The following is a 26,316-nucleotide window of genomic DNA, read 5'->3' as shown; positions in this document are numbered from 1 at the left end:
TCCGTCTCTTTTCAAAAAGACGGTGCTGATGATATCAAACACAGCGCGAATTGATAGTAATTATCATTAGTATTCGCGATTTTTTTATATTTTTTTGCGTTTAGACAAACATGACCTTCTCTACTATGCGGTTATTTTCCTTAATAATTCGCGGTTCAATTAAATGTTCATTCCCAATCTTACAAATAAAATTTACCTACAGTTTGAAAGTTGAAGAATACTCAAGTTACATTTCTATCAGGATCATTTAACGTCTTAGCATAAATCACCTCTAAGTTTAACCAGTTCATATTCTGTGTAGGGAAAAATCATGGCAGACATAAAACCTGAAACACAATTAGTCCATATTGGGCGGAACCCGAAATACACACAAAAAGGGGTAAACCCTGTTATTCAGCGAGCCTCTTCGATTATTTTTGATTCGCTTGAAGAAAAACGTCATGCAACTCGCCATCGCGCAAATAACGTACTATTTTATGGGCGTCGCGGGACACAAACACATTTCGCTTTTCAAGAAGCAATGACTGAATTAGAAGCGGGTGCAGGGTGTGTCCTTTACCCATCAGGTGCTGCCGCAATTACCAATGCCATTTTGTCCTTTATTTCTGCTGGCGAACATATCCTTGTGACAGGATCAGCTTATGATCCAACCCAAAATTTTTGCGACAATATCCTTACTAAGCTGAATATCCAAACCACGTATTTTGACCCACTCATCGGAATGAATATTGCTGATTTAATTCAGCCCAATACGCGTATTGTATTTTTAGAGTCTCCCGGGTCTATCACCATGGAAGTCCATGATTTACCTGCAATGGTGAAAGCTATACGCGCTAAATCGCCTGAAATTGTGATTATGATTGATAATACTTGGGCAGCAGGTGTTTTACTTAAACCTTTATTATTTGATGTGGATGTGTCAATCCAATCAGCAACTAAATATATCAATGGCCATTCCGACGGAATGCTTGGCCTTGCGGTGGCAAACCAACGCTGTATTGAAACATTACGTGAAAATTCATATCTCTTAGGCCAAACGGCTGACCCAGACACTGTTTATATGGCTAATCGAGGGCTGCACACATTGCCGACTCGATTAAAACAGCATCAAATTAATAGCTTACAAGTTGCGAATTGGCTACAGCAGCGCCCTGAAGTTGAACAGGTTTTTCACCCGGCACTTGAAAATTCTCCAGGTCATGAATTCTTTATTCGTGATTTTACCGGGTCTAATGGCCTTTTCTCTTTCCAGCTAAAATCACGCTTAACCACGGAACAATTTACCGCTTTCCTTGATAATTTTAACCATTTTAAAATGGGTTATTCATGGGGAGGTTTTGAGTCGCTGATTTTAGGGTACCAAAAAGAAGATTTACTCAATATGCGGCAATATGATTTTTCACCAAAAGAAGGTACCTTCTTCCGAGTGCATATAGGCTTAGAGCACACCGATGATTTAATTCACGACTTACAATTAGCTTTTGAAAGAATTTAAATTAAAAATCAATATATTAATTGCAGGAGCAGCGTTAAATGCTTCCTGCAATTTTTCCACTAAATGATTAATTCTTCAAACAAATCAAACTTGAGCTCTTTTTTTCCTGTAATATAGATGATAAAGAAATTCGCTTTTATGCAGATACAGGAATAATTATGGAAGTCCTACGCGAAATCGTACTGGCGCTTTGGCACCACGATTTCCTTAAACTCTCCAACCCTGAAGTACTTTGGGTTATTTATACCGTACTTTTTGTCGTCATTGTCTTAGAAAATGGCGTTTTGCCCGCTGCTTTCCTACCTGGTGATACCTTGCTGATCCTTTCAGGTGCATTGATTGCTAAGGGAGTCTTACACTTTATTCCGACTATATTGTTACTAACAGTCGCTGCAAGCTTAGGGTGTTGGATAGGTTTTCTACAAGGCCGATGGCTAAGTGAAACTCAGGTTGTGAAGCGCTGGCTTGCCCAAATTCCAGAGGAATATCACACCAAAGCAAACAATATGTTTAACAAGCAAGGCTTATACGCCCTACTTATAGGACGCTTCCTCGCATTCGTAAGAACAATATTGCCTTTACTCGCTGGGTTATCTGAGTTGAGTCATCGCCGTTTCCAGTTTTTTAACTGGCTAAGTGGTTTGCTATGGGTTGGTTTGATTGTCACCTTAGGCTATGCCCTAAACCAAATTCCTTTTGTGAAAGAACACGAGCAAATCGTGATTAGTGCGCTGATGATTATCCCAGTTATCCTACTGATTAGTGGCCTAATTGGCTCAATTGTAATGTATTGGAAACACCGTAAGGCGCTCTCGAGTAGCAAAGAGAAATCATAATATAACCGAGTAATGGCCGCTAGTTAGCGGCCATTTGGCTAAAATTCCATCTTATCCATTATATCACCAGATAATTACCCTCTCGTCAGGAGATGGCTTTAAAGAATGGCCATAAAAAAGCCCCAGTAAATTGGATACTGAGGCTTATGTAGATGACTTTAAATAATTACTTAATTAATGCATGCATTTCTTGTACAGAGATCACCGTATCGGTTGGGTCTGCACTGAGCGACATCGTAGTGGCAAACCCGCCATTCAACGTCGTGTCATAATGAACTTTATAACGCAATGCACTGCGGCGAATTAATTTTGAGTCCTCAATGGCTTGGCGGCCAGCAGTAGTATTCACAATGTAGTCATATTCACCATTCTTAATTCTATCTTGAATGTGTGGACGACCTTCATGAACCTTATTGACGAGGCGCGGGTTAATACCAGCCTCTCCTAGCACAATCGCAGTGCCGTGAGTCGCATCTAGCTCAAAGCCATGTTTTAACAACTTAGCGGCTAAATCGACAACTTTTGTTTTATCACCTTCACGAACAGACAACAGCGCGCGACCAGATTTTTTCATGGTCGAGCTGCTACCTAACATCGCTTTAGCGAATGCTTCTGCAAATGTCCGGCCGACACCCATGACTTCGCCTGTTGAACGCATTTCAGGCCCAAGAATTGGGTCAACACCAGGGAATTTATTGAATGGCAGTACCACCTCTTTCACAGAGTAGTATGGTGGAATAACTTCTTCCGTCACCCCTTGCTGTGTCAAGGTTTGCCCCACCATCACACGCGCGGCAACCTTCGCTAGTGGCACACCTGTTGCTTTAGACACGAAAGGTACTGTCCTTGCGGCACGTGGATTGACTTCGATTAAATAAACTTCGTTATTTTTGACGGCAAACTGCACGTTCATCAAGCCACGCACACGTAACTCGAAGGCAAGGTTGCGAACTTGTTCGCGCATCACATCTTGGATTTCTTGGCTAAGTGTATATGCAGGGAGTGAACATGCAGAGTCACCAGAGTGTACGCCAGCTTGCTCAATGTGCTCCATGATACCGCCAATCAGCACCATCTCACCGTCACAAATCGCATCTACGTCAACTTCAATGGCATCGTCTAAAAAGCGGTCAAGTAGCACTGGCGCATCGTTAGAGACACTTACCGCGGTTTGGAAATAGCGACGTAAATCGATTTCGTCATATACAATTTCCATCGCACGACCACCTAACACATAGGATGGGCGAACCACCAGTGGGTAACCGATCCCTGCCGCTTTTTCAACAGCTTGCTCAATCGCTGTGACAGTTGCGTTCTCTGGTTGCTTCAAGTTCAAGCGATTAACGGCTTGCTGGAAACGTTCACGATCTTCTGCGCGGTCAATAGCATCTGGGCTCGTACCAATAACAGGAACACCTGCTGCTTCCAATGCTCTAGCTAATTTTAATGGTGTTTGGCCACCATATTGCACAATCACACCTTTTGGCTGCTCGATACGCACAATTTCCAGCACATCTTCAAGGGTGACAGGTTCAAAATAGAGACGGTCTGAGGTGTCATAGTCAGTTGAAACGGTTTCAGGATTACAGTTGACCATGATGGTTTCATAGCCGTCTTCGCGTAACGCTAAAGATGCATGCACGCAGCAATAGTCAAATTCAATCCCTTGCCCAATCCGGTTTGGCCCACCACCTAATACCATCACCTTCGGTTTAGCATTATTTGGGTTTGACTCACACTCATCTTCATAAGTGGAATACATATAAGCCGTATCTGTTGCAAATTCTGCCGCACAGGTATCAACACGTTTATATACAGGATGTAAATCATAACCTTGACGTAATTTACGCAGTTCTGCTTCAGAAACCCCTACTAGACTAGCTAAACGGGCATCTGCAAAACCTTTCCGTTTGAGTACACGTAAGAAGTCTTTAGTCAGGCCATTGATACCTAATTCAGCCACTTCTTCTTCTAAACGTACCAGTTCTTCGATTTGCACTAAGAACCAGCGGTCAATATTGGTTAAATTGAAAACACCATCAACAGAAAGACCCGCACGGAATGCATCCGCAACGAACCAAATACGCTCTCCACCTGCATCTTTTAGTTCACGACGGATACGAGTCAGTGCTTCAGGGTCTTCTTGAGCCACTTTCGGGTCGAAGCCTGTTGCCCCCACTTCTAACCCACGTAACGCTTTTTGCATTGATTCTTGGAATGTACGGCCAATAGCCATCACTTCGCCAACCGATTTCATTTGCGTTGTGAGCCGGTCATTCGTGCCCGCAAATTTTTCAAAGTTAAAGCGCGGAATTTTTGTCACAACGTAGTCAATGGAAGGTTCGAATGATGCAGGGGTACGGCCACCAGTGATGTCATTCATTAACTCATCAAGGGTATAACCGACAGCTAATTTCGCTGCAATTTTAGCGATTGGGAAGCCTGTCGCTTTAGAGGCAAGTGCCGATGAACGTGAAACCCGCGGGTTCATTTCAATAACAATTAAGCGCCCATCTTTAGGGTTAACCGCGAATTGAACGTTAGAGCCACCTGTTTCAACGCCGATTTCACGCAATACGGCCATCGATGCGTCACGCATGATTTGGTATTCTTTATCGGTCAATGTTTGAGCTGGCGCGACGGTGATAGAGTCACCCGTGTGGATCCCCATCGCATCGAAGTTTTCAATGGAACAGACGATAATACAGTTGTCTTTTTTATCGCGGACAACTTCCATTTCATATTCTTTCCAACCAATCAGCGACTCATCAATCAATAATTCGTTAGTCGGGGATAAATCTAAACCGCGAGTACAGATTTCTTCAAACTCTTCGCGGTTATAGGCGATACCGCCACCGGTCCCCCCCATCGTAAATGATGGGCGAATAATACAGGGAAAGCCGACCGCATCTGCAACGGCATAAGCTTCTTCCATATTATGTGCGATACCTGAGCGTGCTGTGCCCAAGCCGATTTTTTTCATTGCTTTATCAAAACGTTGGCGATCTTCTGCTTTATCAATTGCATCAGCGGTCGCCCCAATCATGGTCACGCCAAACTCAGCCAAAACACCTTTACGTTCTAATTCAAGCGCACAGTTTAATGCCGTTTGTCCGCCCATAGTCGGTAGAACGGCATCAGGGCGCTCTTTTTCAATGATTTTACGCACAACTTCCCAGTGAATCGGCTCGATGTAAGTTGCATCTGCCATTTCTGGGTCAGTCATAATAGTCGCAGGGTTCGAGTTAACTAAGATTACGCGGTAACCTTCTTCACGCAATGCTTTACACGCTTGAGCACCTGAGTAGTCAAATTCACATGCCTGGCCAATCACAATTGGGCCGGCACCTAAAATCAGAATGCTTTTTATATCAGTACGTTTTGCCATTTCTCTTGCTCCCGATTATTGTGCGTTTTGACGAGGGGTGTTTTGACGGTATTCATTAATTAACTCAATAAAATGGTCGAATAAATTTGCCGCATCATGTGGCCCTGAACTTGCTTCTGGGTGGCCTTGAAAACTAAATGCAGGTTTATCCGTACGGTGAATACCTTGCAATGTTCCATCAAACAGTGACTTGTGAGTCACGCGCAGTGTGTCGGGAAGTGTCGATTCATCAACCGCAAAACCATGGTTTTGCGCCGTGATCATCACCACATCTTTGTCTAAATCTTTAACAGGATGGTTAGCACCATGATGGCCAAACTTCATTTTCATGGTATTGGCTCCGCTAGCCAGAGCAAGTAATTGGTGACCTAAACAAATACCAAATACGGGGATTTCTGTGGTTAAAAAGGTTTCAATTGCTTTGATTGCATAATCACAAGGGGCCGGGTCACCAGGGCCATTCGATAAGAAAATACCATCGGGGTTCATCGCCAATACGGTTTCTGCGGATGTTGTTGCTGGCACCACCGTTAAACGACAGCCGCGGTCAACTAACATACGTAAGATATTACGCTTCGCACCGAAGTCATAAGCGACAACATGTAAAGGGAGTTCTTCCGCGGTTTTCGCGCCTTGCTGGCCATTTTCCAGCGTCCATGAACCTTGGGACCAGTTATAAATCTCTTTAGTGCAGACTTCTTTTGCCAAATCCAACCCATTCAAACCTGAAAAACTACGCGCTTTTTCCAATGCGAGTGCAACATCAGGGTTATCACCCGCAATGATACAACCGTTTTGTGCGCCTTTTTCTCTCAGTAAACGTGTCAATTTACGTGTATCGATATCCGCAATCGCCACGACGTTATGGCGTTTTAGATATTCGGATAACCCTTCTTGCCCGCGGAAGTTACTGTAAACCAATGGTAAGTCACGAATGATTAAGCCTTGCGCATGAACATTTGGAGATTCTTCGTCATCAGCATTAGTGCCGACATTACCAATATGGGGATAAGTGAGAGTAACAATTTGGCGGGAATAGGAAGGGTCTGTAATTATTTCTTGATATCCGGTCATCGACGTGTTGAAAACGACTTCTCCAACAGCAGCGCCTTCTGCACCGATAGCACGCCCGTGGAATTGGGTTCCGTCTTCCAGAACCAATATAGCTGACTTAATCAAAACACCCTCCGGAGAATAATAAATCACGTTTTATGCATATTAATTCAGATTTTGCGATCTAAATCAATGCCAAAATGAGTTTTTAAGCAAATTTTTGGCAAATTGCGCGCATTCTAATGATGAGATGGAGTCTTGTCTAGAAAAAAATGCATTTTTTTCACTTTTATCTTACTTTTTTACTTAACTACCTCATTTTTAGTTGGATGATCAGTATAAACCATAGTAAAAATGAATAAGTAAACGGTTGCAAAGCAAGATAACTAGTTTATTGATAATAACCCAGCTAGAAGAGGGAGAAAAGGATAATTAACGACCAAAAAAGAAGAGAAAAACACATAAAACATGAATTAATATCGATTTAAAATAAAATAATTTAAATCGATATTAAAAATACAAAAACAAATCACAACTAACTAATTTATAATTGAAAATAAAAATAAAAAAACTATAAATCATCCAGGTTTAATACATCTTTCATATCATATAACCCACTATTTCTATCGCAAACCCAACCAGATGCCCTGATAGCGCCATTTGCAAAGGTCATACGGCTAGAGGCCTTATGGGTAATTTCTACTCGCTCACCAATATCTGCAAACATTGCGGTATGTTCACCGACAATATCCCCAGCACGAATAGTTGCAAAACCAATGGTTCCAGGTTCTCTCTCCCCTGTATAACCTTCACGGGTATATACCGCACACTCTTTTAAGTCTTTCCCAAGTGCAGTAGCAATAGACTCCCCCATAGCTAGAGCCGTACCTGATGGCGCATCCACTTTATGGCGGTGATGTGCTTCAACAATTTCAATATCAGTGTAATTTCCCATCACTTTTGCTGCTTTTTCCAGTAATTTCAGCACCACATTGACACCAACACTGAAATTTGCCGCAAAGACAATAGGAATGGATTTCGCCGCTTCGGCGATGGCTTGCTTACCTTGCTCATCAAAACCTGTCGTTCCAATTACCATCGCTTTTTGGTTGGCTTTACAAAATGCAAGGTAGTGTAAAGTCCCTTCTGGGCGAGTGAAATCAATGACAACATCAAAATCATTAACAACCTGATTTAGCGAATCAACAATGGAAATACCTAACTTACCGATACCAGCGAGCTCACCTGCATCTGTCCCGATAAGCGATGAGCCCTCACGCTCAATCGCTGCACCTAATTGAATGCCATCCTGTTGCTGCGCGGCTTGAATTAGCTGGCGTCCCATACGCCCACCTGCACCAACGACTGCAACACGTACCACTGAATTCGCCATGGTTTATCCTTTTTTAATTAATGCAAATAGATAAATTTGAACTGTTGCTTAGGATAAAAAGACTATTTTTACCCACAGTTTAGAAATGATTGTGATACAGATTAACTATCCTGACCATATTCTGCTAGCAAAAATGTATCGTTATTAACAAAAGCGTAGAGAGAGAAAGGATTATCAGTAAAAGTTTTAATTCAGAGGATATTCGAAAGGAACTATTTGAATGGAAAGGTTAAAACAGCCGCGAGATCGGGATCATAAAGCGGCTGTTTCCGTAATTAAAATCAAATGATTAATTAATCTCTTTGACTTCAACCCTTAATTCTTTAGGAACTTCGAAGACGATATTTTCTTCACGGCCTTGCAATTCAACAACAGAATCAGCTCCCAATTCTTTAAGTCTATCAATAACTTGTCGAACTAAAATGTCTGGCGCAGATGCCCCTGCTGTCAAGCCGATAATATTTTTATCCGCTAACCATTCCGTTTTAATATCTTCCGCACCATCAATTAAATAGGCAGGTTTTTGCATACGCGAAGCTAACTCCGCAAGACGGTTTGAGTTCGATGAGTTTTTAGAACCGACGACTAAAACAATGTCAGCACGTTCTGCAAGCTCTCTCGCCGCTTCTTGGCGGTTAGTCGTTGCATAACAAATATCGTCTTTACGAGGCCCAACGATACTTGGAAAGCGAGATGTCAGCGCATCAATGACATCAGAAGTATCATCAACAGAAAGCGTCGTTTGTGTCATGAAAGAGAGATTATTTTCATCTTTCACTTTCAGTTTCCAAACATCTTCTGGGCTTTCAACAAGATACATCCCACCTTCAGGGTTGCTATATTGCCCCATCGTACCTTCGACTTCTGGGTGCCCAGCGTGGCCAATTAAAATGGCTTCTTTGCCTTTGCGGCTCGCTCGTGCAACTTCCATATGAACTTTCGTCACTAAAGGACAAGTCGCATCAAATAACATTGTTAGATCGCGAGAGCGCGCTTCTTGACGAATAGCTTGGGAAACTCCGTGCGCAGAAAAAATCAAGATTGACCCATCAGGGACTTCGGAGATTTCCTCAATAAAGATAGCACCGCGTTGACGTAAATCATCAACAACATAACGGTTATGAACCACTTCGTGACGAACGTAAATTGGAGCGCCATAGATTTCTAATGCCCTTTCTACGATGCTAATTGCGCGGTCTACGCCTGCACAAAACCCACGAGGGTTAGCCATTAATATTTGCATTGTGATTCTCCAATTGCGGATCTACTTCAAGCACTTCGATATCAAAACTAATTTGCTGCTCAGCGAGCGGGTGATTAAAATCAATCGTAATCGACTCGCCTTCAATTGATTTTACTACACCTGGCATTTCACTGCCATTCATCGCTGTGAATAGCATTATCGTACCAATTTCAGGGATGCCTGTTTCTATAAAATCACGCAATGAAAAATATTGAACTAAGTCAGGATTATGTTTCCCAAAAACCGTGTCTCCGGGCAGTGAAAAACTTTTCTTTTCACCTTCACTAAGGCCAATCAATTGGGCTTCCAGTTCTGGCGATAAGGAGTCGTTCCCTAAAACAAATAACGCAGGCTTCCCTTGTGCGTGCGAAGAATCAGCCGTAGAGCCATCTTCCAATTTCAATGTGAAATGCAGTAAAACAGAGCTCTGCGTCTGTATTTGAGTAGACATAAAACAAACCTATTTATCATAAAATTCAGCCCAGAAAATCTGGGCTGTGAGTTATTGCATTCTAACCTAGTGCGCGACTATGTTATTTGGCTTTTTCTTGCTTTGATTTATCGGGTAAGAAACCTTCAAAAATGACAAGGGCCGCACCAATACATATCGCCATATCTGCTAGGTTGAATGTTGGCCAATGCCAATTACCAACGTAAAAATCAAGATAATCAATAACAAAGCCATGAACTAAACGATCGCTTAAATTACCGATAGCACCACCAATAATCAATGCATAGGCAATATTTGATAGGCGTTTTTGTGCGCTTTGACGATACATCATGACCATTAGGATAATGGATATCCCAATTGCAATACCTGCAAAGAACCAACGTTGCCAGCCACCTTCATCAGCCAAGAAACTAAATGCCGCTCCAAAATTTTGTGCGTACATTATGTTGAAAAATGGCATTATCGGATGTGGCTCGTAGAGATTTAGGTCACTAAGCACTAACTGCTTAATGCCTAAATCCGCAACGATGATCACAATGGTCAACCATAACCAACGCAAACCGGTAGAACAAACTGGCGTCTTCATTAAGCAAACTTACGCGTTTCGCCGTTACCAGCTACGTTAGTAACACAGCGACCACAAATTTCTGGTTGCTCGCTCGAAGAGCCAATATCACTTGCGTAGTGCCAGCAGCGAGGACATTTTTCACCTGCAGCTTTACTGAACGCAATTTTCAGGCCTTTTAATTCGCTTTCTTGCGCATCTGCAGGAGCTGTTGCGATATCAGCTACATGGGCTTGTGATGTCAGTAAAACAAAGCGTAATTCATCACCAAGGCTTTGCAGTTTTTCGGCCAGAGCTTTATCGGCATACAATGTCACAGCAGCTTCTAATGAGCCCCCGATGAGTTTATCAGTACGCGCTTGTTCTAAGACCTTATTCACTTCACCACGAACAGCCAGTAGCTCAGTCCAGAAATTGTTGTTCATTTCATTTGATTCATCTAAACCAAATAAACCGTCATACCACTCTTCTGTAAGAACGAATTGAGCACGTTTTCCTGGTAATTCATTCCAAATTTCATCAGAAGTAAATGACAGAACTGGAGCCATCCAACGCACTAACGCTTCAACAATATGGAATAATGCAGTTTGGCAGCTACGACGCGCTAAGCTATCACTTTTCGCGGTATACTGACGGTCTTTGATGATATCCAGATAGAATGACCCCATTTCAATGGAGCAGAAATGCATTAGTCTCTGGATCACAGACAAGAAGTCGTATTCATCATAAGCTTTAGCAATCTCTTGCTGAGCTTCTAAAGCACGGCTCACCGCCCAGCGGTCTAAAACCACCATATCTTCTGGTTTCACCATGTCGGTTTCAGGATTGAAGCCACTCAGGTTAGCCAGTAAGAAACGCGCGGTATTACGAATACGGCGGTATGAGTCCGCTGCACGTTTTAAAATTTCATCTGAAACTGCGATTTCACCGGTGTAATCCGTTGATGCAACCCATAAACGTAAGATGTCAGCACCCAGTTTATTCATGACATCTTGTGGGCTCACTGTGTTGCCTAAAGATTTAGACATTTTGCGGCCTTGGCCATCAACAGTGAAGCCATGTGTCAATACTTGGCGATAAGGTGCTTTACCTTTCATTGCTGTTGATAACATCAATGATGACATAAACCAGCCGCGGTGTTGGTCCGACCCTTCGAGGTACATATCCGCTGAATTACCATGGAATTCAGGGCGTGCATCCACAACCGCAAAGTGCGTTGAGCCAGAGTCAAACCATACATCTAAGGTGTCAGGTACTTTACGATATGTTTCGGCTTCATCACCCAACAGCTCAGCAGGGTCAAGATCCCACCATGCTTGGATGCCATCCACTTCAACACGCTTAGCCACTTCTTCCATTAATTCTAATGTACGAGGGTGCAGTTCTTCAGTGTCTTTATGAACAAATAACGACATTGGGGTACCCCAAGTACGTTGACGAGAAATACACCAGTCTGGACGGTTTTCAACCATTGACTCAATACGTGCGCGCCCCCAACCCGGGATCCATTGAACAATATCAATTTCTTTCAGAGATTGTTCACGTAAGCCGTTTTTATCCATACCGATAAACCACTGTGGCGTAGCACGGAAGATAACCGGAGTCTTATGGCGCCAGCAGCATGGGTAGCTGTGTTGAATCGCTTGTTTGTATAGTAACGCGCCTTTTTCGTTCAATAATTCAACGATAAGGTCATTCGCTTTGAAAATAAATACGCCATCTAATGTTGGATAAGTATTTGGTAAGAAGCAGCCATCAGGGCCCACAGGGTTCGCTGTTTCTAAACCATATTTTTGGCCAACAACATAGTCTTCAGGACCATGGCCCGGTGCAGTATGAACAGCCCCCGTACCGGCGTCTAATGTCACGTGGTCACCCAAAATTGCAGGCACATCAAAGCCCATAAATGGATGCTGGAAACGTAAAAGCTCAAGTGCAGAACCTTCACATTCACCTAAAACGGCCCATGCCTCAACCCCTACCGTTTTCATCACCACTTCGACAAGGTCGGCAGCTAAAATGAGTAACTCACCATTTACTTCGATTAAATCATATTTAAACTCAGGGTTTAAAGAAATCGCACGGTTAGCAGGCAAAGTCCAAGGCGTTGTTGTCCAGATGACTAACGAAGGTGTTTTTTCGCTAACAATGCCAAATTTTTCGCACACAGCTTTACCATCTACGGCTGGGAAGCGAACATAGATAGATGGTGAAGTTTTATCATAATATTCAACTTCAGCTTCTGCTAATGAAGAACCACAGGCAGTACACCAGTGAACAGGTTTTGCCCCTTTCACTAAATGGCCGTTTGCAATAGTTTTCGCCAATGCTCGAATGATGTGAGCTTCGGTTTTAAAATCCATTGTTAGATAAGGTTTATCCCACTCACCTAATACACCTAGACGCATGAAATCAGCTTTTTGGCCTTCAATTTGCTCTTTAGCGTATTGACGGCATTGTGCACGAAATTCAGCAGCGGAAACTTTTTCCCCTGGCTTACCGACGATTTGTTCAACTTTGTGTTCAATCGGTAATCCATGGCAGTCCCAACCTGGGATGTATGGGGAGTCATAGCCCGCCAACCCTTTGGACTTAATAATAATGTCTTTGAGAATTTTGTTAACTGAGTGACCAATATGAATACTGCCGTTAGCATATGGAGGGCCATCGTGCAGAATAAAGGTTTTTTTGCCCGATTTTGCTTTACGGATTGCCTGATACAAACCTTCTTTGTACCAGCGCTCTAACATCTGTGGTTCGCGTTTAGCGAGATCGCCACGCATTGGGAACCCTGTTTCTGGTAGATTCAGGGTATTTTTATAGTCACTCATCGATTCTCAGTTCCAATTTTCCGCTAAATTATCTGATTCCTATTGCAGTAAGATACTCTCTCGCTGCAATTACATCATTAGCAATTTGCTCCTTAAGCGCTTCCAACGAAGCAAACCGCTGCTCATCACGTAATTTCTTACGTAACACTACATCGATATGACGCCCATATAAATCCATATTTGCATCAATCAGATGAACTTCTAACTGTGTTCCTTTTCCAGATACAGTCGGACGTGTGCCAATATTTGCCACACCCGGTAAAGGCTTATTACCTAAACCGTAAACTTCTACAGCATACACACCAGTAACGGGTGTGACTAAACGTTTTAACGGTAGGTTTGCTGTCGGAAAACCTATTGTTCTGCCAAGTTGATTACCATGAACCACTCGCCCGCTAATACGATAAGAGTGCCCTAATAGGCTTTCAGCTAATTCAAGATTATTTTCTTGAATTGCCTTACGTATCGCTGTACTGCTGATACGTAGCCCTGAATCACAGAAGCTTTCTGTATCTGCAACTTCAAAACCAAATTCATCACCCGCTTGTTGTAAAAAAGCAAAGTCCCCCATGCGATTTTTCCCAAAGCGGAAATCATCACCTATAGCGAGATACTTTACACCAAGCTTATTGACGAGTAAGTCAGAAACAAACTCAGCAGGTGTTAATGATGCAAAGTGCTGGTTAAATTCAACACATAAGAGGTAATCGATACCACTATCTGCGAGATATTTAACTTTGTCTCGCAGGCGTGTCAAACGCGCAGGCGCCTTGTCACCAATAAAAAATTCAAGGGGCTGTGGCTCAAATATCATCACAACAGTTGGTAGCCCTAACTGAGCCCCCTTAAGTTTCAAATTTTGAAGTAAAACCTGATGCCCACGATGGACACCATCAAAATTACCGATAGTCAGCACGCAACCATGATGGCACGCCCGGATATTCTGTATACCGCGAATTAGCTCCATAACAGGCTCAATACCGAGGAAATTGCAGGATTATACCTTGTACGACGCATAAGGTTAACCTTAGTTCGCAAAAGGTTTCATTAAACCCTATTTTTTTGATCTCTACACGACTTATTCCCCACTATTTTATGCAATTAGTGGGTTATTACGCTCCCCAACAGAGCTATTGCATTCGAACATCAAAAACTTTGGGGTAACCAATGGATTATCAATACAACAAATTTGTTCCAAGGTCTCTAAAAATATTATATTTTTATGTTTTATACTTCAATGGTTATAACCGAACGGTTAAAAAGAACAAAAAACAACCATATCATGATTAATTTTCATACTCGATATTGATTGATAAGCTAAAAATTATTTTTCGTCTTAGTTCTTTTTAAATTTCTGCCATCAATTACGCATTTTTTCACGCGAAGATCTGTATTCTTCTCATATTTGCTGATAGAATCTTGCACCATTCACAGCGCATGAACATCGAAGTACACGATGTTTATTTGCACAAATCCATTGACAAATGAAGGGCGAAAGGGCATATTCCTCGACCTTTGAATTGTCCTCAATAGAATACATTTGGGAGTTGGACCTTGGCTAATATCAAATCAGCTAAGAAACGTGCCGTTCAGTCAGAGAAACGTCGCCAGCATAACGCTAGCCGTCGCTCTATGGTACGTACTTTTATCAAGAAAGTTTACCTTGCTATCGCTGCAGGCGATAAAGAAGCTGCTCAGAAAGCATTCAATGACATGCAACCTATTGTTGATCGCCATGCTACTAAAGGCCTGATCCACAAAAATAAAGCAGCACGTCATAAAGCTAACTTAGTTGCTCAAATCAAAGCAATGTAATTTTGCTTCTTGATTAGCTTAAAAAAAACCGGCTTATGCCGGTTTTTTTATTTATTATTGTTTTTTATCTAGGCTATCAAGCGGAACTGAAAATAAATCTGAAAAATCTTTATTACACACTCGCTGTACTGCTGGGTGCTGGATCATTCTCTCTGCAAAAATAACGTAATATTCTTCTTTAACGCTCTCTAAACGCCCTAACTCCACAATATCTTCTCCACCTAAAAGATCAGGTGTATATTGCGAAGGAGCAACAAAAATTGCGTTATAATGCATGCCGAATGCTTTCATAAGTGCGGCATCATCGAATTCACCTAATACTTCAACCTGCAAGTTTTTATTGCGGATCCAAGCGAGTATATGCCTACCTAACAAATATCGCCGACCAGGGATCAATAAGCGACGTTCCTCTAAACATTCAGGAAATGGCTTTTTAGGGATAGGCTGACGGCAAAAGAAACTCATATTACACTCGCCCAATTTCACCGAAAACAAGCCTTCCTGCTGCGATGAGTCAACTGGGCAGTCAGATAAAATCATATCTAATTTATGTTGGCTGAGCTGTTCTAATAGCAATTCATGGGTTGATTCAAAACAACGTAAATGAATCTGTTCATGCTCAACAACCGTAGTTTCTAATATTTTACTTACTAGCTGTTTTGATAGCGTATCCGCAACCCCGACATCAAACAGTAAGTTAGATTCGCGGCTGTAATTGACAATATCGAGCATTTCTTGGCTAAGCATAAACATTTTGTCTGCATAGCGGAAAATTAATTGTCCAAGCTCAGATGGCACTAAACCTCGCCCCTGCCTTTTAAACAATTTGCCACCTAAACGCTCTTCTAGCGCTTTTATTTGCCCTGTAATTGTCTGAGGAGTCAGGTAAAGCGCTTCTGCTGCTCCGACAACAGAGCCCTCTTTACATACATGCCAGAAGTAGTAAAGATGGTTAAAATTAAGATGTGAAACCCGCATATCGATTCCTTTTGTACCGTCGCTAGTCTAGTTATGGTAACTACTATTGACCATACACATTTACCTGTACCCTATATTTTCAGGGCCTTTAAAATGAATACCGTAGTGTATTAATAAACACACTACGGTATATCATAGATTATTAGTTCGGAAATTCTTACTAATAATTTGCAAAACTACACAATAAGCTTGTATTAGATTGGTTCTTTTTGTTTCGGTAACACTACTCTTAACATAAAATACCCTAAAAACGCGGCTAACGTCGAACCAATCAAAATACCTAGGCGTGAATAGGTACTATACACCTCATCAAGCCCATCAAATGCGAGGCCAGTGATAAAAATAGACATAGTAAAACCGATCCCACACAGTACAGAAACTGCAAATACTTGTTTTAAGTTAATCGACTCCGGTAATTTTGCAAACCCAAGTTTTACCGAAACCCAACTAAACAGAAAAATCCCAATAGGCTTACCTAAGATCAAGCCAGCGGCTACCCCTAATGGCAGTGGGCTTAATAAACCGTCAAAAGTCACACCTTGAAGTTGCACACCTGAATTAGCAAATGCAAAAACAGGTAGAATTAAGTAAACAACCCATGGATGTAAGACGTGCTCCAATTCTTCTGAAGGCTTAGTCTGGTTAGTACCACGTAAAGGGATCAAGAAGCCGACAATTACCCCAGCTAATGTGGCATGAACACCAGATTTCAAAATACACACCCACAATATTAACCCAATAACTAAGTAAGCGGCTGTATTCTCTACTCTACGCCAATTCATCATACAAAGGATCGCAATACACAGTGCTGATAACCCCAATGCAACCACGGAAACTGAGCTGGTATAGAAAAATGCAATAATTACGATAACGCCTAGATCATCAATGATAGCCAATGCCAATAAGAACACTTTTAGCTCTGTGGGTACTCGCTTACCTAGTAACGCCATCACACCTAACGCGAAAGCAATGTCTGTAGCGGCAGGTATTGCCCAACCTTGCTGGGTAACTGCATCTCCACCATTAAATAATAAATAAATTAATGCAGGAGCAATCATTCCACCTAGTGCCGCAATTGCTGGAAATATCGCTTTGTCACGTCCTGCGAGGGATCCTTCCAATAATTCACGTTTTACTTCAAGGCCAACCACCAAAAAGAAAATCGCCATTAAGAAGTCATTAACCCATAATATCAAAGGCTTATCTAAACCAAATTCTGATATTTTAATTGATATAGGGATATCTAAAAATTGCTGATAAGCCCCCTGCAATGGCGAATTTGCCATCACTAAAGCGACTATGGCAGCAATAATCAGAAGTAAGCCCCCTGCTGCTTCTAACCTTAAAAATTTACGAATAATTGCTGTCATATATTTAACCTCAATGTTTTTTTGAATGTTAATACTATGCTAATTATTAATTCGTAAAAAATCGTTTATTTATCGCTTAACACTCGAAATTACCGATCAATTTAGGTTAGAGATCACGGCAAATGAGAAAAAAACGTTAATTTTACTATAGACAATTTTTATAAAAACAAATAATAAATTTTGTGATAAACGGACTTTATAAATTCAATTTTTTTGGTATCAAAAATCTACACTTTTTATCTTCGCAGGCAAAAAACATATATTTCTTTCTTCGATACCTTTCGTAAAAATTTTAAATATGGAAGACTATCCACAAGATATCTGCCAAGCGCTTCGCAAAAAAATGTGTTTGGATTGCTAATAAAATACTAATGATTACAATTTAACAATGACAACTTACGTATTACTTTCTGTGCTGTTTGCAGCTTTCTGCCATGCAAGCTGGAACGCCATAGTTAAATTTGGCAATGACCGTTTTTTCGGCCTAGTCATGATTTCTGTTTTTTCTGGCGTCTTAGCGGTACCCGCAATATTTTGGTTTGGCCTACCGTCACCAGAAGCTATTCATTGGTTAGCCCTATCCGTACTTTTTCATATTGGATACACCTATTTTTTAAGTCAGGCTTATACACACGGTGACTTAAGCCAGATTTATCCAATATCACGCGGGTCCGCCCCATTAATAACGGCACTACTAGGTGTGTTGCTATTTAATGAATTAATTCCATTGATGGGTCTTATTGGTGTTTTATTTATTATTAGTGGTGTCGTGCTCATTGCCTTTGCTGGGAAAAAGTTCACATTAAATATCAATGGGAAAGCTCTAGCTTTTGCCATATCAACTGCCTTCTTTACTGCCTGTTATACCTTATCTGATGGTTATGGAGCCAGAGCAAGTGAAGATCCCGTGACATATACACTTTGGCTATTTTTATTGAACGGAATGGTGTTAGCTATACCCGGTTTTATCAAATACCGAGGTACCTTCATTGTTGGAATTCAACAATACTGGCGTTCAGGGTTACTAGGTGGGCTAATGCAGCTCATTAGCTATGGCATTGCTATATGGGCGATGAGCCAAGCGCCAATTGTCATGGTCGCAGCGATTAGAGAAACTAGTGTACTTTTCGCCATGTTCCTATCCATTGCCTTTCTCAAAGAAAAATTCAACGTAATGCGAGTCGTTGCCTGTGTCGTTATTGTTTTTGGTATTTTATTAGCAAAATTAAGTCATTAATAAAATTATTATTTGAATATTCAATCAGTAAGCAGCAAACTTAATTTTATCAGAAATAGTATTAATATTTTTTACTCATAATTTTTATATTTTCTCACCAGATATGAGGCCAAAATGTCGTTTTTAAAATCTTTACTGGCTGTTTCCATTATTAGTGCTTCTTTTTCTAGCTTTGCAGCTACATCTGCTGACATCATTATTGTCGATGGAACCGTCTTAACAATGGATGCCCAGAAACAAATTATTGACCATGGTACTGTTGTCATCAAAGGCAATAAAATCATTGCCGTTGGTGGCCCTGAACTAGCTCAAAGTTATCAAGCACCTAATATCCTGAAGGTTGATGGCGACATTGTCATGCCTGGGTTAATTAACACTCACACACATGCATCTATGACCGTGTTCCGTTCTTTGGCCGATGATGTACCAGACCGTTTACACCGTTATATTTTCCCATTAGAAAACAAAATGGTCTCCCGTGAAATGGTACGAGTTGGAGCAAACCTTGCTAATATTGAAATGATTAAAGGTGGTGTCACAACTTACGTTGATATGTATTATTTTGAAGATGAAGTGGCTAAAACCGTTGATAAAATTGGCTTAAGAGCTGTCCTTGGTGAATCTGTTATTCAATTTCCTGTCGCTGATGCAAAAAATGCAGATGAAGGTATCAATTATGCAGTGAATTTTATCAACCAATACAAAGATCACCCTCGTATCACACCCGCTTTTGCGCCTCATGCACCTTATACCAATACCACAGAGCATTTACAGAAAATCGCAAAATTGTCTCAAGAACTTAATGTGCCAGTGATGATCCATCTGGCTGAAACTGATCGTGAGCAAGAAGAAATAGCCAAACGTACGGGAGGGAAAAGCCCTGTACAATATATGGCTGATATTGGAGCACTGAATAATAAAGTTATTGCAGCTCACGCCATTATGGTTAATGAAAAAGATATGGATCTCCTCAAACAGTATGATGTTGGTGTCGCACATAATATCAGTGCAAACACGAAATCTGCTAAAGGGGTCGCCCCGGTCACAACCATGCTTGAAAAAGGTATTCGTGTTGGTTTAGGAACGGATGGCCCGATGTCGAGTAATACATTAACGACGTTAAATGAGCTAAACTTAGTGGGTAAAATTCACAAACTAGCCAATAAAGATAGAGCCGCAATGCCACCGATCACGGTTGTCGATATGGCAACCATGGGTTCTGCACGCGTGTTACACATGGAAGACAAATTAGGCTCTCTCGAAGCAGGGAAATTAGCTGACATCATTGTTATTGATACTAAATCACCAAACATGGTTCCTATGTATAGCCCCTATGCCGCATTAGTCTATGGTGCAAATGGAGCTAATGTTCGCCATACTATTGTTGATGGCAAGGTATTGATGCAAGACCGCCAGCTGCTGACCGCAGATGAAGGCTCCATTATTAAAGAAGCTCAAGATTTTGCTAACAAAGTCCGCGAAACCGTAGTTGCGAGTGGTGAAGTCGTAAAATAAGATAAAAAAATGGCTGACTTGGCAATATGCTCAGTCAGCCATTCTAACATTACCAATTATTAACTAATTATTTATTAGTTAAATCATCAAAGAATTTTTTCACGCCATCTAAAAAGCTTTTAGAGCGCGGGCTATTCTTCTCACCACTCTTTCCACCTAGTGACTCACCAAATTCTTTGAGTAACTCTTTTTGTTTTTCATTCAGTTTTACAGGGGTTTCAACAACAATATGGCACATTAAGTCACCTTGCAAACCACCACGTACCGATTTCACACCTTTTCCTTTCATGCGGAAAATTTTACCGGTTTGAGTTTCTGCTGGGATTTTCAGTTTCACACGGCCATCAAGGGTTGGCACTTCAATTTCGCCCCCCAATGCTGCATCAGCAAAGTTAATCGGAACCTCACAATGCAGGTTATTACCATCACGCTCAAAAATATTATGAGGTAATACATGAACCTGAACGAATAAATCGCCTGCTGGTGCTCCGTTTTCTCCGGCCTCACCTTCTCCTGATAAACGAACACGGTCACCTGTATCTACCCCTGCAGGAATTTTGACTGACAGGGTTTTATATCTTTCAACACGGCCATGACCATGACATTTGTTGCATGGATCTTTGATAACTTTACCGCGACCATGACACGTTGGACAAGGTTGTTGTACAGAGAAAAAGCCTTGGCGCATATGGACTTGGCCCATACCGTGACAGGTAGAGCACGTATCTGCACTCGTCCCAGGCTTCGCACCATTACCATGACAGACGTCACAGGTTTCCAAGGTCGGAATACGGATTTCTTTGGTCACTCCACGGACAGCCTCTTCGAGAGTCAGTTCCATGTTGTACTGTAGGTCAGAACCACGGCTTGGGCGCTGCTGTCTACGGCCACCGCCAAAAATATCACCGAAGACGTCACCAAAGATATCACTGAAGTCAGCACCACCACCGAAGCCACCGCCCCCCATTCCGCCTTGCTCAAACGCAGCATGACCATATTGGTCATAAGCAGCACGTTTTTGCTCGTCAGAAAGTACTTCGTAAGCTTCTTTAATTTCTTTAAATTTATCTTCTGACTCTTTATCTCCCTGATTACGGTCAGGGTGGTGCTTCATCGCTAAACGCTTATAAGCACGCTTAATATCTTTCTCAGAAGCATTTCTCTCGAGGCCTAATACCTCATAAAAATCTCTTTTGGCCATTTAATTTACCCTTAACATGCGGAACGGGCGTAGAGTTCCCTCGACGCCCGTATCCGGTATCAGTAACCATTAACTATCATTTGCTACAGCTACTGCGCCCGCTAAGGGCATTATTTTTTATCTTTGTCGTTAACTTCTTCGAATTCAGCGTCAACAACGTCATCATCTTTCTTCGCTTCTGCGCCAGCTGCACCGCCCGCTTGAGCTTGTTGCTGTGCGATATCCAACAGTTTTGCAGATGCAGTGACTAAAGCTTGGATTTTCGCTTCGATATCCGCTTTATCTTCACCTTTTGATGCCACTTCTAATTCAGAAGTTGCTTTTTCGATATTCGCTTTATCTTCAGCTGGTAATTTATCACCGGCTTCTTCGATTTGTTTACGAGTACCGTGAACTAATTGGTCAGCTTGGTTACGAACCTGAACTAGCTCTTCAAATTTACGGTCAGCTTCAGCGTTTGCTTCTGCGTCACGTACCATTTTTTCGATTTCCTCATCATTCAGGCCTGAAGAAGCCTTAATGGTGATGTTTTGCTCACGTCCACTATTTTTATCTTTAGCAGACACATGCAAGATACCATCAGCATCGATATCAAAAGTCACTTCGATTTGTGGCATACCACGTGGAGCAGCTTGAATACCGTCTAAGTTAAACTGACCCAGTGATTTGTTATCACTTGCACGTTTACGCTCACCTTGCAGAACATGGATAGTTACCGCTGCTTGGTTATCTTCCGCTGTTGAGAACACTTGGCTATGTTTAGTTGGGATAGTGGTGTTCTTCGAGATTAACGAAGTCATCACGCCACCCATGGTTTCGATACCTAAAGACAGAGGAGTTACATCAAGTAACAGAACGTCTTTAACATCACCGGCTAAAACACCACCTTGAACTGCTGCACCCATTGCAACTGCTTCATCTGGGTTCACGTCTTTACGTGGCTCTTTACCAAAGAAATCAGCAACAACTTTTTGAACCATTGGCATACGTGTTTGGCCACCAACTAAGATAACGTCGTTGATTTCGCTCACGCTTAAGCCTGCGTCTTGCAGAGCAACTTTAACTGGCTCCATAGAACGCTTAACTAAATCTTCTACCAGTGACTCTAATTTCGCACGAGTCACTTTGATATTCATGTGTTTAGGACCTGTTGCATCTGCTGTAATATACGGCAGGTTAACATCTGTTTGTTGTGCAGAAGACAGCTCAATTTTCGCTTTTTCTGCAGCTTCTTTCAGACGTTGCATTGCTAACGGATCGTTACGCAGGTCAACACCTTGTTCTTTCTTAAATTCTTCAACTAAATAGTTAATTAAACGTGTATCAAAGTCTTCACCACCTAAGTGTGTGTCACCATTAGTAGCCAGAACTTCATAGGTTTTTTCACCATCAACTTCATCGATTTCGATGATTGATAAGTCAAAGGTACCACCACCTAAGTCATATACCGCGATAGTACGGTTACCAATTTCTCGGTCTAAACCATATGCTAATGCCGCAGCTGTTGGTTCGTTAATAATACGTTTTACTTCTAGACCCGCGATACGGCCAGCATCTTTAGTTGCTTGACGCTGAGCATCGTTAAAGTAAGCAGGAACAGTAATAACCGCTTCTGTTACTGGCTCACCTAAATAGTCTTCTGCTGTTTTCTTCATTTTTTTCAGAACTTCAGCTGAAACTTGTGGTGGAGCCATTTTTTGGCCTTTCACATCTAACCAAGCATCGCCGTTATCAGCCGCAATGATTTTATATGGCATGATAGAAACGTCGCGCTGAACTTCTTCGTCTTGGAAACGACGACCAATCAAACGTTTGATTGCAAATAAAGTATTTTCTGGGTTAGTCACAGCCTGACGTTTTGCTGGCTGACCAACTAAAATTTCACCATCTTGAGTGTACGCAATGATGGAAGGAGTCGTTCTATCACCTTCACTGTTCTCCAGAACACGAGCTGTAGTACCATCCATAATTGCAACGCATGAGTTAGTTGTACCCAAGTCGATACCAATGATTTTACCCATCTAAAACGCCTCCAAAGGAATTCTTTTCACTATGATTTCGATATCAATCTATATGAGGCTCAATATTTCATTTTCAAGGGAGTTTTCACTCAGAGCCTAAATTATTTTTCAATACGCAATAATTTGGATTGATATCAGTTGATGCTTTTAAGATGGGGTCACAAATTCATTCATCAAGGGGGAGAATCAAAAAAATTTGCATTTATTGCAAAAAAACCTGTCTTGTGATCATTGTTTAAACAATTAAAACTGCGTATGATGCGCCGCCGCTGTCACTTTGGCAAAACTTTTTGTTTCTTATCTATTTGAATTATTTATATTTTACCAGAGGTTATATGCAGTCTAGCTCTCTTGCAAATCCAGGCCCACTTGGTTTACTAGGCTTTGGTATGACAACCATCCTGCTGAATATTCATAACGCAGGTTTTTTCCCTCTTTCATCCGTTATTTTAAGTATGGGCATTTTTTATGGTGGTATTGCTCAATTTATTGCGGGTCTGATTGAATACAAAAAAGGCAACACATTCGGTGCAACTGCATTTACCTCTTACGGTATGTTTTGGATTGCATTAGTGGGTTTATTATTTTTACCATCAATGGGATTAGCCGAAGCAACTTCACCTGAATTTTTAGGTGTTTTCCTCGCTATTTGGGGAATTTTTACCTTTTTCATGTTTTTAGGAACGTTCAAAGCTAATTTTGTTTTGCAATTTGTCTTCGGTAGCTTAACTGTATTATTCGCTTTATTAGCAATCGGTAATATTACAGGAAATGCAGCATTACTAAAATTTGCAGGTTTTGAAGGAATTATCTGTGGTGCTAGCGCATTTTATTTAGCAGTTGCGGAAATATTAAATGAGCAATATGGCAAAACAGTATTACCGATTGGCCAGCGTGGTTAAATTTAACTAACGTATGTGATTTTATGCATTAAATATTATTAATCAGGTGAGTTAAGTCTCACCTGATTACATTAAAAGACTACTCAGGGCGAATAGCCGATTTAGGCCTGAACGCTTTCACAATTGTAGGGTCTGTTTCTACATAAGGGCCATCAAGTAATTGAATGCAATAAGGAACACTGGCAAAAATACCAGAAACTACCACATTCCCTTCTTTGTCTTTTAAACCTTCCAGAGTTTCCGCAATCGCTTTAGGCTGTCCAGGTAAATTTAAAATCAGAGCTTGGTTGCGTATTACCCCCACTTGACGTGATAGTATCGCAGTAGGGACGAATTTCAGGCTAATTTGGCGCATTTGCTCACCAAAACCCGGCATCTCGCGGTCAGCAATCGCAAGGGTTGCATCAGGCGTGACATCGCGACGAGCGGGCCCTGTGCCACCAGTAGTGAGGACTAAATGGCAAGCAAATTCATCCACCAGCTCACATAATGTTTGCTCTATCATGATTTGCTCATCAGGGATCAGGCGAGTTTCGATACGAAAAGGGGTTGTCAGCGTTTTTGCTAACCACTCTTCTAGTGCTGGAATACCTTTGTCTTCATAAATACCACTCGAAGCACGATCAGAAACAGAAACCAGACCTATGCGCAATTCATTCATACAAACCTCAAAAAATTGATCAATTCAGAAACTGTCTACTAATGGATAAACAGGAGCATTATCATAGCATGATGCGCTTTTGCATACAGCGACCTCAATTTTATATCTTGAAATTGAGAACTAACTCAATGAAAAATAGGTATAAAAAAACCCAACCAACTGGCTGGGTTTTAAGAAAAAACGAAATAAATTACAGTAAATCTGCAATCATTTTTTCCAGTTTTTCTTGGTCTACTGCAAACTTACGGATACCGTCAGACAGTTTATCAACCGCCATTGGATCTTGGTTGTGCTGCCAGTAGAACTCAGCTTCAGTTAACTTAGCGCCTGGCTCTTGAGTTTTACCTGTATCAGTCAGTTTACGGACTAATTCACCTTGTGACTCAGACAGTTCTTTCAATAAGCCTGGGGAGATAGTTAAGCGGTCACAACCTGCTAACTCAATGATTTCACCCACGTTACGGAAGCTTGCGCCCATAACCACAGTTTTATAACCGTGAGCTTTGTAGTAATTGTAGATTTCAGTAACAGAAACTACACCTGGATCTTCATGTGGTGCGAATTCTTTTTTATCTGTATTCGCTTTGTACCAGTCAAGGATACGGCCCACAAATGGAGAAATCAGGTATACACCTGCTTCCGCACAAGCGCGTGCTTGAGCAAAAGAGAATAATAAGGTCAGGTTACAGTTAATGCCTTCTTTTTCCAGTTTCTCTGCAGCACGGATACCCTGCCAAGTCGAAGCTAGTTTAATCAGAATACGGTCATTACTGATGCCTGCATCGTTATACATTTTAATTAAGTGACGCGCTTTAGTAATACAAGCTTCTTCATCATAAGAAAGGCGCGCATCAACTTCAGTAGAAATACGACCTGGAACTAATTTCAGAATTTCCAGACCGATATTAACAGCCAGTTTGTCACAAGCATCAACAATTTGTTGCTCACGATTACTGCTTTGCTTACGTGCCCATTCTACCGCTTCATCAATTAATTTACGGTACTCAGGAATTTGTGCAGCATTTAAGATCAGCGATGGATTTGTGGTCGCGTCTTGTGGTTTATAAAGCTTCATCGCTTCGATGTCGCCAGTATCAGCAACAACGGTTGTCAGACTACGTAGTGAGGTTAGTTTATCGGTCATTTCTTTAATCTCGTTGTTATAAAGGAATTGTGGCTATCGCCGCACCGTCTACAGATAATATCATGCATCCATATTGCTGCAAGCAAGTAAATCTAGTCAAAAGCAACTATTTGATTGGCAATCGGTTTCGCTAACCAATTAGAAACTGAATCCTTTTAGCAAGTTATACTGCGCCCTTATTGTAATAAAGAATAATATTGGTTTGGCTTATCGTATC

Annotated in this window: 20 protein-coding genes; 6 read left to right on the top strand and 14 right to left on the bottom strand. The window is 41.5% G+C overall.

Annotated elements, in window-relative coordinates; translation table 11 throughout:
* Positions 1-310 precede the first annotated feature (310 nt).
* The gene (gene metC, locus PSF67_RS12655; protein ID WP_231068859.1) at positions 311-1,495 is read left to right on the top strand and encodes a cystathionine beta-lyase; all 1,185 of its coding nucleotides are present in this window, start codon (positions 311-313) and stop codon (positions 1,493-1,495) included.
* A gap of 158 nt (positions 1,496-1,653) precedes the next feature.
* The gene (locus tag PSF67_RS12650; RefSeq protein WP_102138991.1) at positions 1,654-2,331 is read left to right on the top strand and encodes a DedA family protein; all 678 of its coding nucleotides are present in this window, start codon (positions 1,654-1,656) and stop codon (positions 2,329-2,331) included.
* A gap of 166 nt (positions 2,332-2,497) precedes the next feature.
* On the opposite strand, the gene carB is transcribed toward PSF67_RS12650, so the two are convergent.
* The 8 genes from carB to ribF form a co-directional block, all read right to left on the bottom strand.
* Entirely contained in the window at positions 2,498-5,719 is a 3,222-nt protein-coding gene (carB, locus tag PSF67_RS12645; RefSeq protein ID WP_166266659.1) for a carbamoyl-phosphate synthase large subunit, read from the bottom strand.
* A gap of 15 nt (positions 5,720-5,734) precedes the next feature.
* The gene (carA, locus tag PSF67_RS12640; protein WP_166266657.1) at positions 5,735-6,898 is read right to left on the bottom strand and encodes a glutamine-hydrolyzing carbamoyl-phosphate synthase small subunit; all 1,164 of its coding nucleotides are present in this window, start codon (positions 6,896-6,898) and stop codon (positions 5,735-5,737) included.
* A 445-nt stretch (positions 6,899-7,343) separates the two neighbouring features.
* Entirely contained in the window at positions 7,344-8,165 is an 822-nt protein-coding gene (gene dapB, locus PSF67_RS12635; RefSeq protein ID WP_102138987.1) for a 4-hydroxy-tetrahydrodipicolinate reductase, read from the bottom strand.
* Between the two features lie 289 nt (positions 8,166-8,454).
* Positions 8,455-9,408, bottom strand: coding sequence for a 4-hydroxy-3-methylbut-2-enyl diphosphate reductase (gene ispH, locus PSF67_RS12630; RefSeq protein WP_102138986.1), 954 nt, complete (start codon positions 9,406-9,408; stop codon positions 8,455-8,457).
* Entirely contained in the window at positions 9,389-9,859 is a 471-nt protein-coding gene (gene fkpB / locus PSF67_RS12625) for an FKBP-type peptidyl-prolyl cis-trans isomerase (protein ID WP_166266644.1), read from the bottom strand. The genes ispH and fkpB overlap by 20 nt, the downstream gene beginning before the upstream one ends.
* Positions 9,860-9,941: 82 nt before the next feature.
* On the bottom strand, positions 9,942-10,445 hold the full coding sequence (lspA, locus tag PSF67_RS12620) for a signal peptidase II (protein WP_102138984.1): 504 nt from the start codon (positions 10,443-10,445) through the stop codon (positions 9,942-9,944).
* Complete coding sequence (gene ileS, locus PSF67_RS12615; protein WP_272677029.1) at positions 10,445-13,255, bottom strand: isoleucine--tRNA ligase; 2,811 nt, start codon at positions 13,253-13,255, stop codon at positions 10,445-10,447. The genes lspA and ileS overlap by 1 nt, the downstream gene beginning before the upstream one ends.
* Positions 13,256-13,283: 28 nt before the next feature.
* The gene (gene ribF, locus PSF67_RS12610) at positions 13,284-14,222 is read right to left on the bottom strand and encodes a bifunctional riboflavin kinase/FAD synthetase (RefSeq protein ID WP_231068862.1); all 939 of its coding nucleotides are present in this window, start codon (positions 14,220-14,222) and stop codon (positions 13,284-13,286) included.
* A gap of 587 nt (positions 14,223-14,809) precedes the next feature.
* Between ribF and rpsT the strand changes: the two genes are divergently transcribed.
* Complete coding sequence (gene rpsT / locus PSF67_RS12605; RefSeq protein WP_004914688.1) at positions 14,810-15,070, top strand: 30S ribosomal protein S20; 261 nt, start codon at positions 14,810-14,812, stop codon at positions 15,068-15,070.
* Between the two features lie 54 nt (positions 15,071-15,124).
* Here the strand turns inward: rpsT and nhaR are convergent, their stop codons facing one another.
* On the bottom strand, positions 15,125-16,048 hold the full coding sequence (nhaR, locus tag PSF67_RS12600; RefSeq protein WP_102138981.1) for a transcriptional activator NhaR: 924 nt from the start codon (positions 16,046-16,048) through the stop codon (positions 15,125-15,127).
* A 194-nt stretch (positions 16,049-16,242) separates the two neighbouring features.
* Positions 16,243-17,418, bottom strand: coding sequence for a Na+/H+ antiporter NhaA (nhaA, locus tag PSF67_RS12595; protein ID WP_272677028.1), 1,176 nt, complete (start codon positions 17,416-17,418; stop codon positions 16,243-16,245).
* A 388-nt stretch (positions 17,419-17,806) separates the two neighbouring features.
* Here nhaA and PSF67_RS12590 point away from each other — a divergent pair, with 388 nt between their 5' ends.
* Both PSF67_RS12590 and PSF67_RS12585 read left to right on the top strand, forming a co-directional pair.
* Positions 17,807-18,655: an EamA family transporter gene (locus tag PSF67_RS12590; RefSeq protein WP_102138979.1), complete on the top strand. Its 849-nt coding sequence runs from the start codon at positions 17,807-17,809 to the stop codon at positions 18,653-18,655.
* A gap of 114 nt (positions 18,656-18,769) precedes the next feature.
* Positions 18,770-20,170, top strand: coding sequence for an amidohydrolase (locus tag PSF67_RS12585; protein ID WP_272677027.1), 1,401 nt, complete (start codon positions 18,770-18,772; stop codon positions 20,168-20,170).
* A 67-nt stretch (positions 20,171-20,237) separates the two neighbouring features.
* On the opposite strand, the gene dnaJ is transcribed toward PSF67_RS12585, so the two are convergent.
* Together dnaJ and dnaK are read right to left on the bottom strand one after the other, a co-directional pair.
* On the bottom strand, positions 20,238-21,371 hold the full coding sequence (dnaJ, locus tag PSF67_RS12580; RefSeq protein WP_102138977.1) for a molecular chaperone DnaJ: 1,134 nt from the start codon (positions 21,369-21,371) through the stop codon (positions 20,238-20,240).
* A gap of 110 nt (positions 21,372-21,481) precedes the next feature.
* The gene (gene dnaK / locus PSF67_RS12575; RefSeq protein ID WP_272677026.1) at positions 21,482-23,392 is read right to left on the bottom strand and encodes a molecular chaperone DnaK; all 1,911 of its coding nucleotides are present in this window, start codon (positions 23,390-23,392) and stop codon (positions 21,482-21,484) included.
* A 335-nt stretch (positions 23,393-23,727) separates the two neighbouring features.
* Here dnaK and satP point away from each other — a divergent pair, with 335 nt between their 5' ends.
* Entirely contained in the window at positions 23,728-24,294 is a 567-nt protein-coding gene (satP, locus tag PSF67_RS12570) for an acetate uptake transporter (RefSeq protein ID WP_004905651.1), read from the top strand.
* Between the two features lie 79 nt (positions 24,295-24,373).
* Here satP and mog read toward each other — a convergent pair whose 3' ends face one another.
* Positions 24,374-24,955, bottom strand: a complete 582-nt coding sequence (gene mog, locus PSF67_RS12565) for a molybdopterin adenylyltransferase (RefSeq protein ID WP_181489286.1) — start codon at positions 24,953-24,955, stop codon at positions 24,374-24,376.
* 190 nt (positions 24,956-25,145) lie between these two features.
* Positions 25,146-26,099, bottom strand: coding sequence for a transaldolase (gene tal / locus PSF67_RS12560; RefSeq protein ID WP_102138974.1), 954 nt, complete (start codon positions 26,097-26,099; stop codon positions 25,146-25,148).
* Between the last annotated feature and the right edge of the window lie 217 nt (positions 26,100-26,316).

The sequence above is a fragment of the Providencia sp. PROV076 genome (assembly GCF_028483405.1).
Lineage (GTDB): Bacteria > Pseudomonadota > Gammaproteobacteria > Enterobacterales > Enterobacteriaceae > Providencia > Providencia huaxiensis.
This window is presented reverse-complemented; position numbering and strand designations above follow the sequence as displayed.

Excerpts from the sequence above, each read along its gene's own strand:
- PSF67_RS12650 (WP_102138991.1), top strand. The coding sequence starts at position 1,654 with ATGGAAGTCCTACGCGAAATCGTACTGGCGCTTTGGCACCACGATTTC.
- metC (WP_231068859.1), top strand. The coding sequence starts at position 311 with ATGGCAGACATAAAACCTGAAACACAATTAGTCCATATTGGGCGGAAC.
- mog (WP_181489286.1), bottom strand. The coding sequence starts at position 24,955 with ATGAATGAATTGCGCATAGGTCTGGTTTCTGTTTCTGATCGTGCTTCG.
- ispH (WP_102138986.1), bottom strand. The coding sequence starts at position 9,408 with ATGCAAATATTAATGGCTAACCCTCGTGGGTTTTGTGCAGGCGTAGAC.
- tal (WP_102138974.1), bottom strand. The coding sequence starts at position 26,099 with ATGACCGATAAACTAACCTCACTACGTAGTCTGACAACCGTTGTTGCT.
- carB (WP_166266659.1), bottom strand. The coding sequence starts at position 5,719 with ATGGCAAAACGTACTGATATAAAAAGCATTCTGATTTTAGGTGCCGGC.
- fkpB (WP_166266644.1), bottom strand. The coding sequence starts at position 9,859 with ATGTCTACTCAAATACAGACGCAGAGCTCTGTTTTACTGCATTTCACA.
- satP (WP_004905651.1), top strand. The coding sequence starts at position 23,728 with ATGCAGTCTAGCTCTCTTGCAAATCCAGGCCCACTTGGTTTACTAGGC.
- nhaA (WP_272677028.1), bottom strand. The coding sequence starts at position 17,418 with ATGACAGCAATTATTCGTAAATTTTTAAGGTTAGAAGCAGCAGGGGGC.
- PSF67_RS12585 (WP_272677027.1), top strand. The coding sequence starts at position 18,770 with ATGTCGTTTTTAAAATCTTTACTGGCTGTTTCCATTATTAGTGCTTCT.
- ileS (WP_272677029.1), bottom strand. The coding sequence starts at position 13,255 with ATGAGTGACTATAAAAATACCCTGAATCTACCAGAAACAGGGTTCCCA.
- dnaJ (WP_102138977.1), bottom strand. The coding sequence starts at position 21,371 with ATGGCCAAAAGAGATTTTTATGAGGTATTAGGCCTCGAGAGAAATGCT.
- dnaK (WP_272677026.1), bottom strand. The coding sequence starts at position 23,392 with ATGGGTAAAATCATTGGTATCGACTTGGGTACAACTAACTCATGCGTT.
- PSF67_RS12590 (WP_102138979.1), top strand. The coding sequence starts at position 17,807 with ATGACAACTTACGTATTACTTTCTGTGCTGTTTGCAGCTTTCTGCCAT.
- ribF (WP_231068862.1), bottom strand. The coding sequence starts at position 14,222 with ATGGAGCTAATTCGCGGTATACAGAATATCCGGGCGTGCCATCATGGT.
- lspA (WP_102138984.1), bottom strand. The coding sequence starts at position 10,445 with ATGAAGACGCCAGTTTGTTCTACCGGTTTGCGTTGGTTATGGTTGACC.
- dapB (WP_102138987.1), bottom strand. The coding sequence starts at position 8,165 with ATGGCGAATTCAGTGGTACGTGTTGCAGTCGTTGGTGCAGGTGGGCGT.
- nhaR (WP_102138981.1), bottom strand. The coding sequence starts at position 16,048 with ATGCGGGTTTCACATCTTAATTTTAACCATCTTTACTACTTCTGGCAT.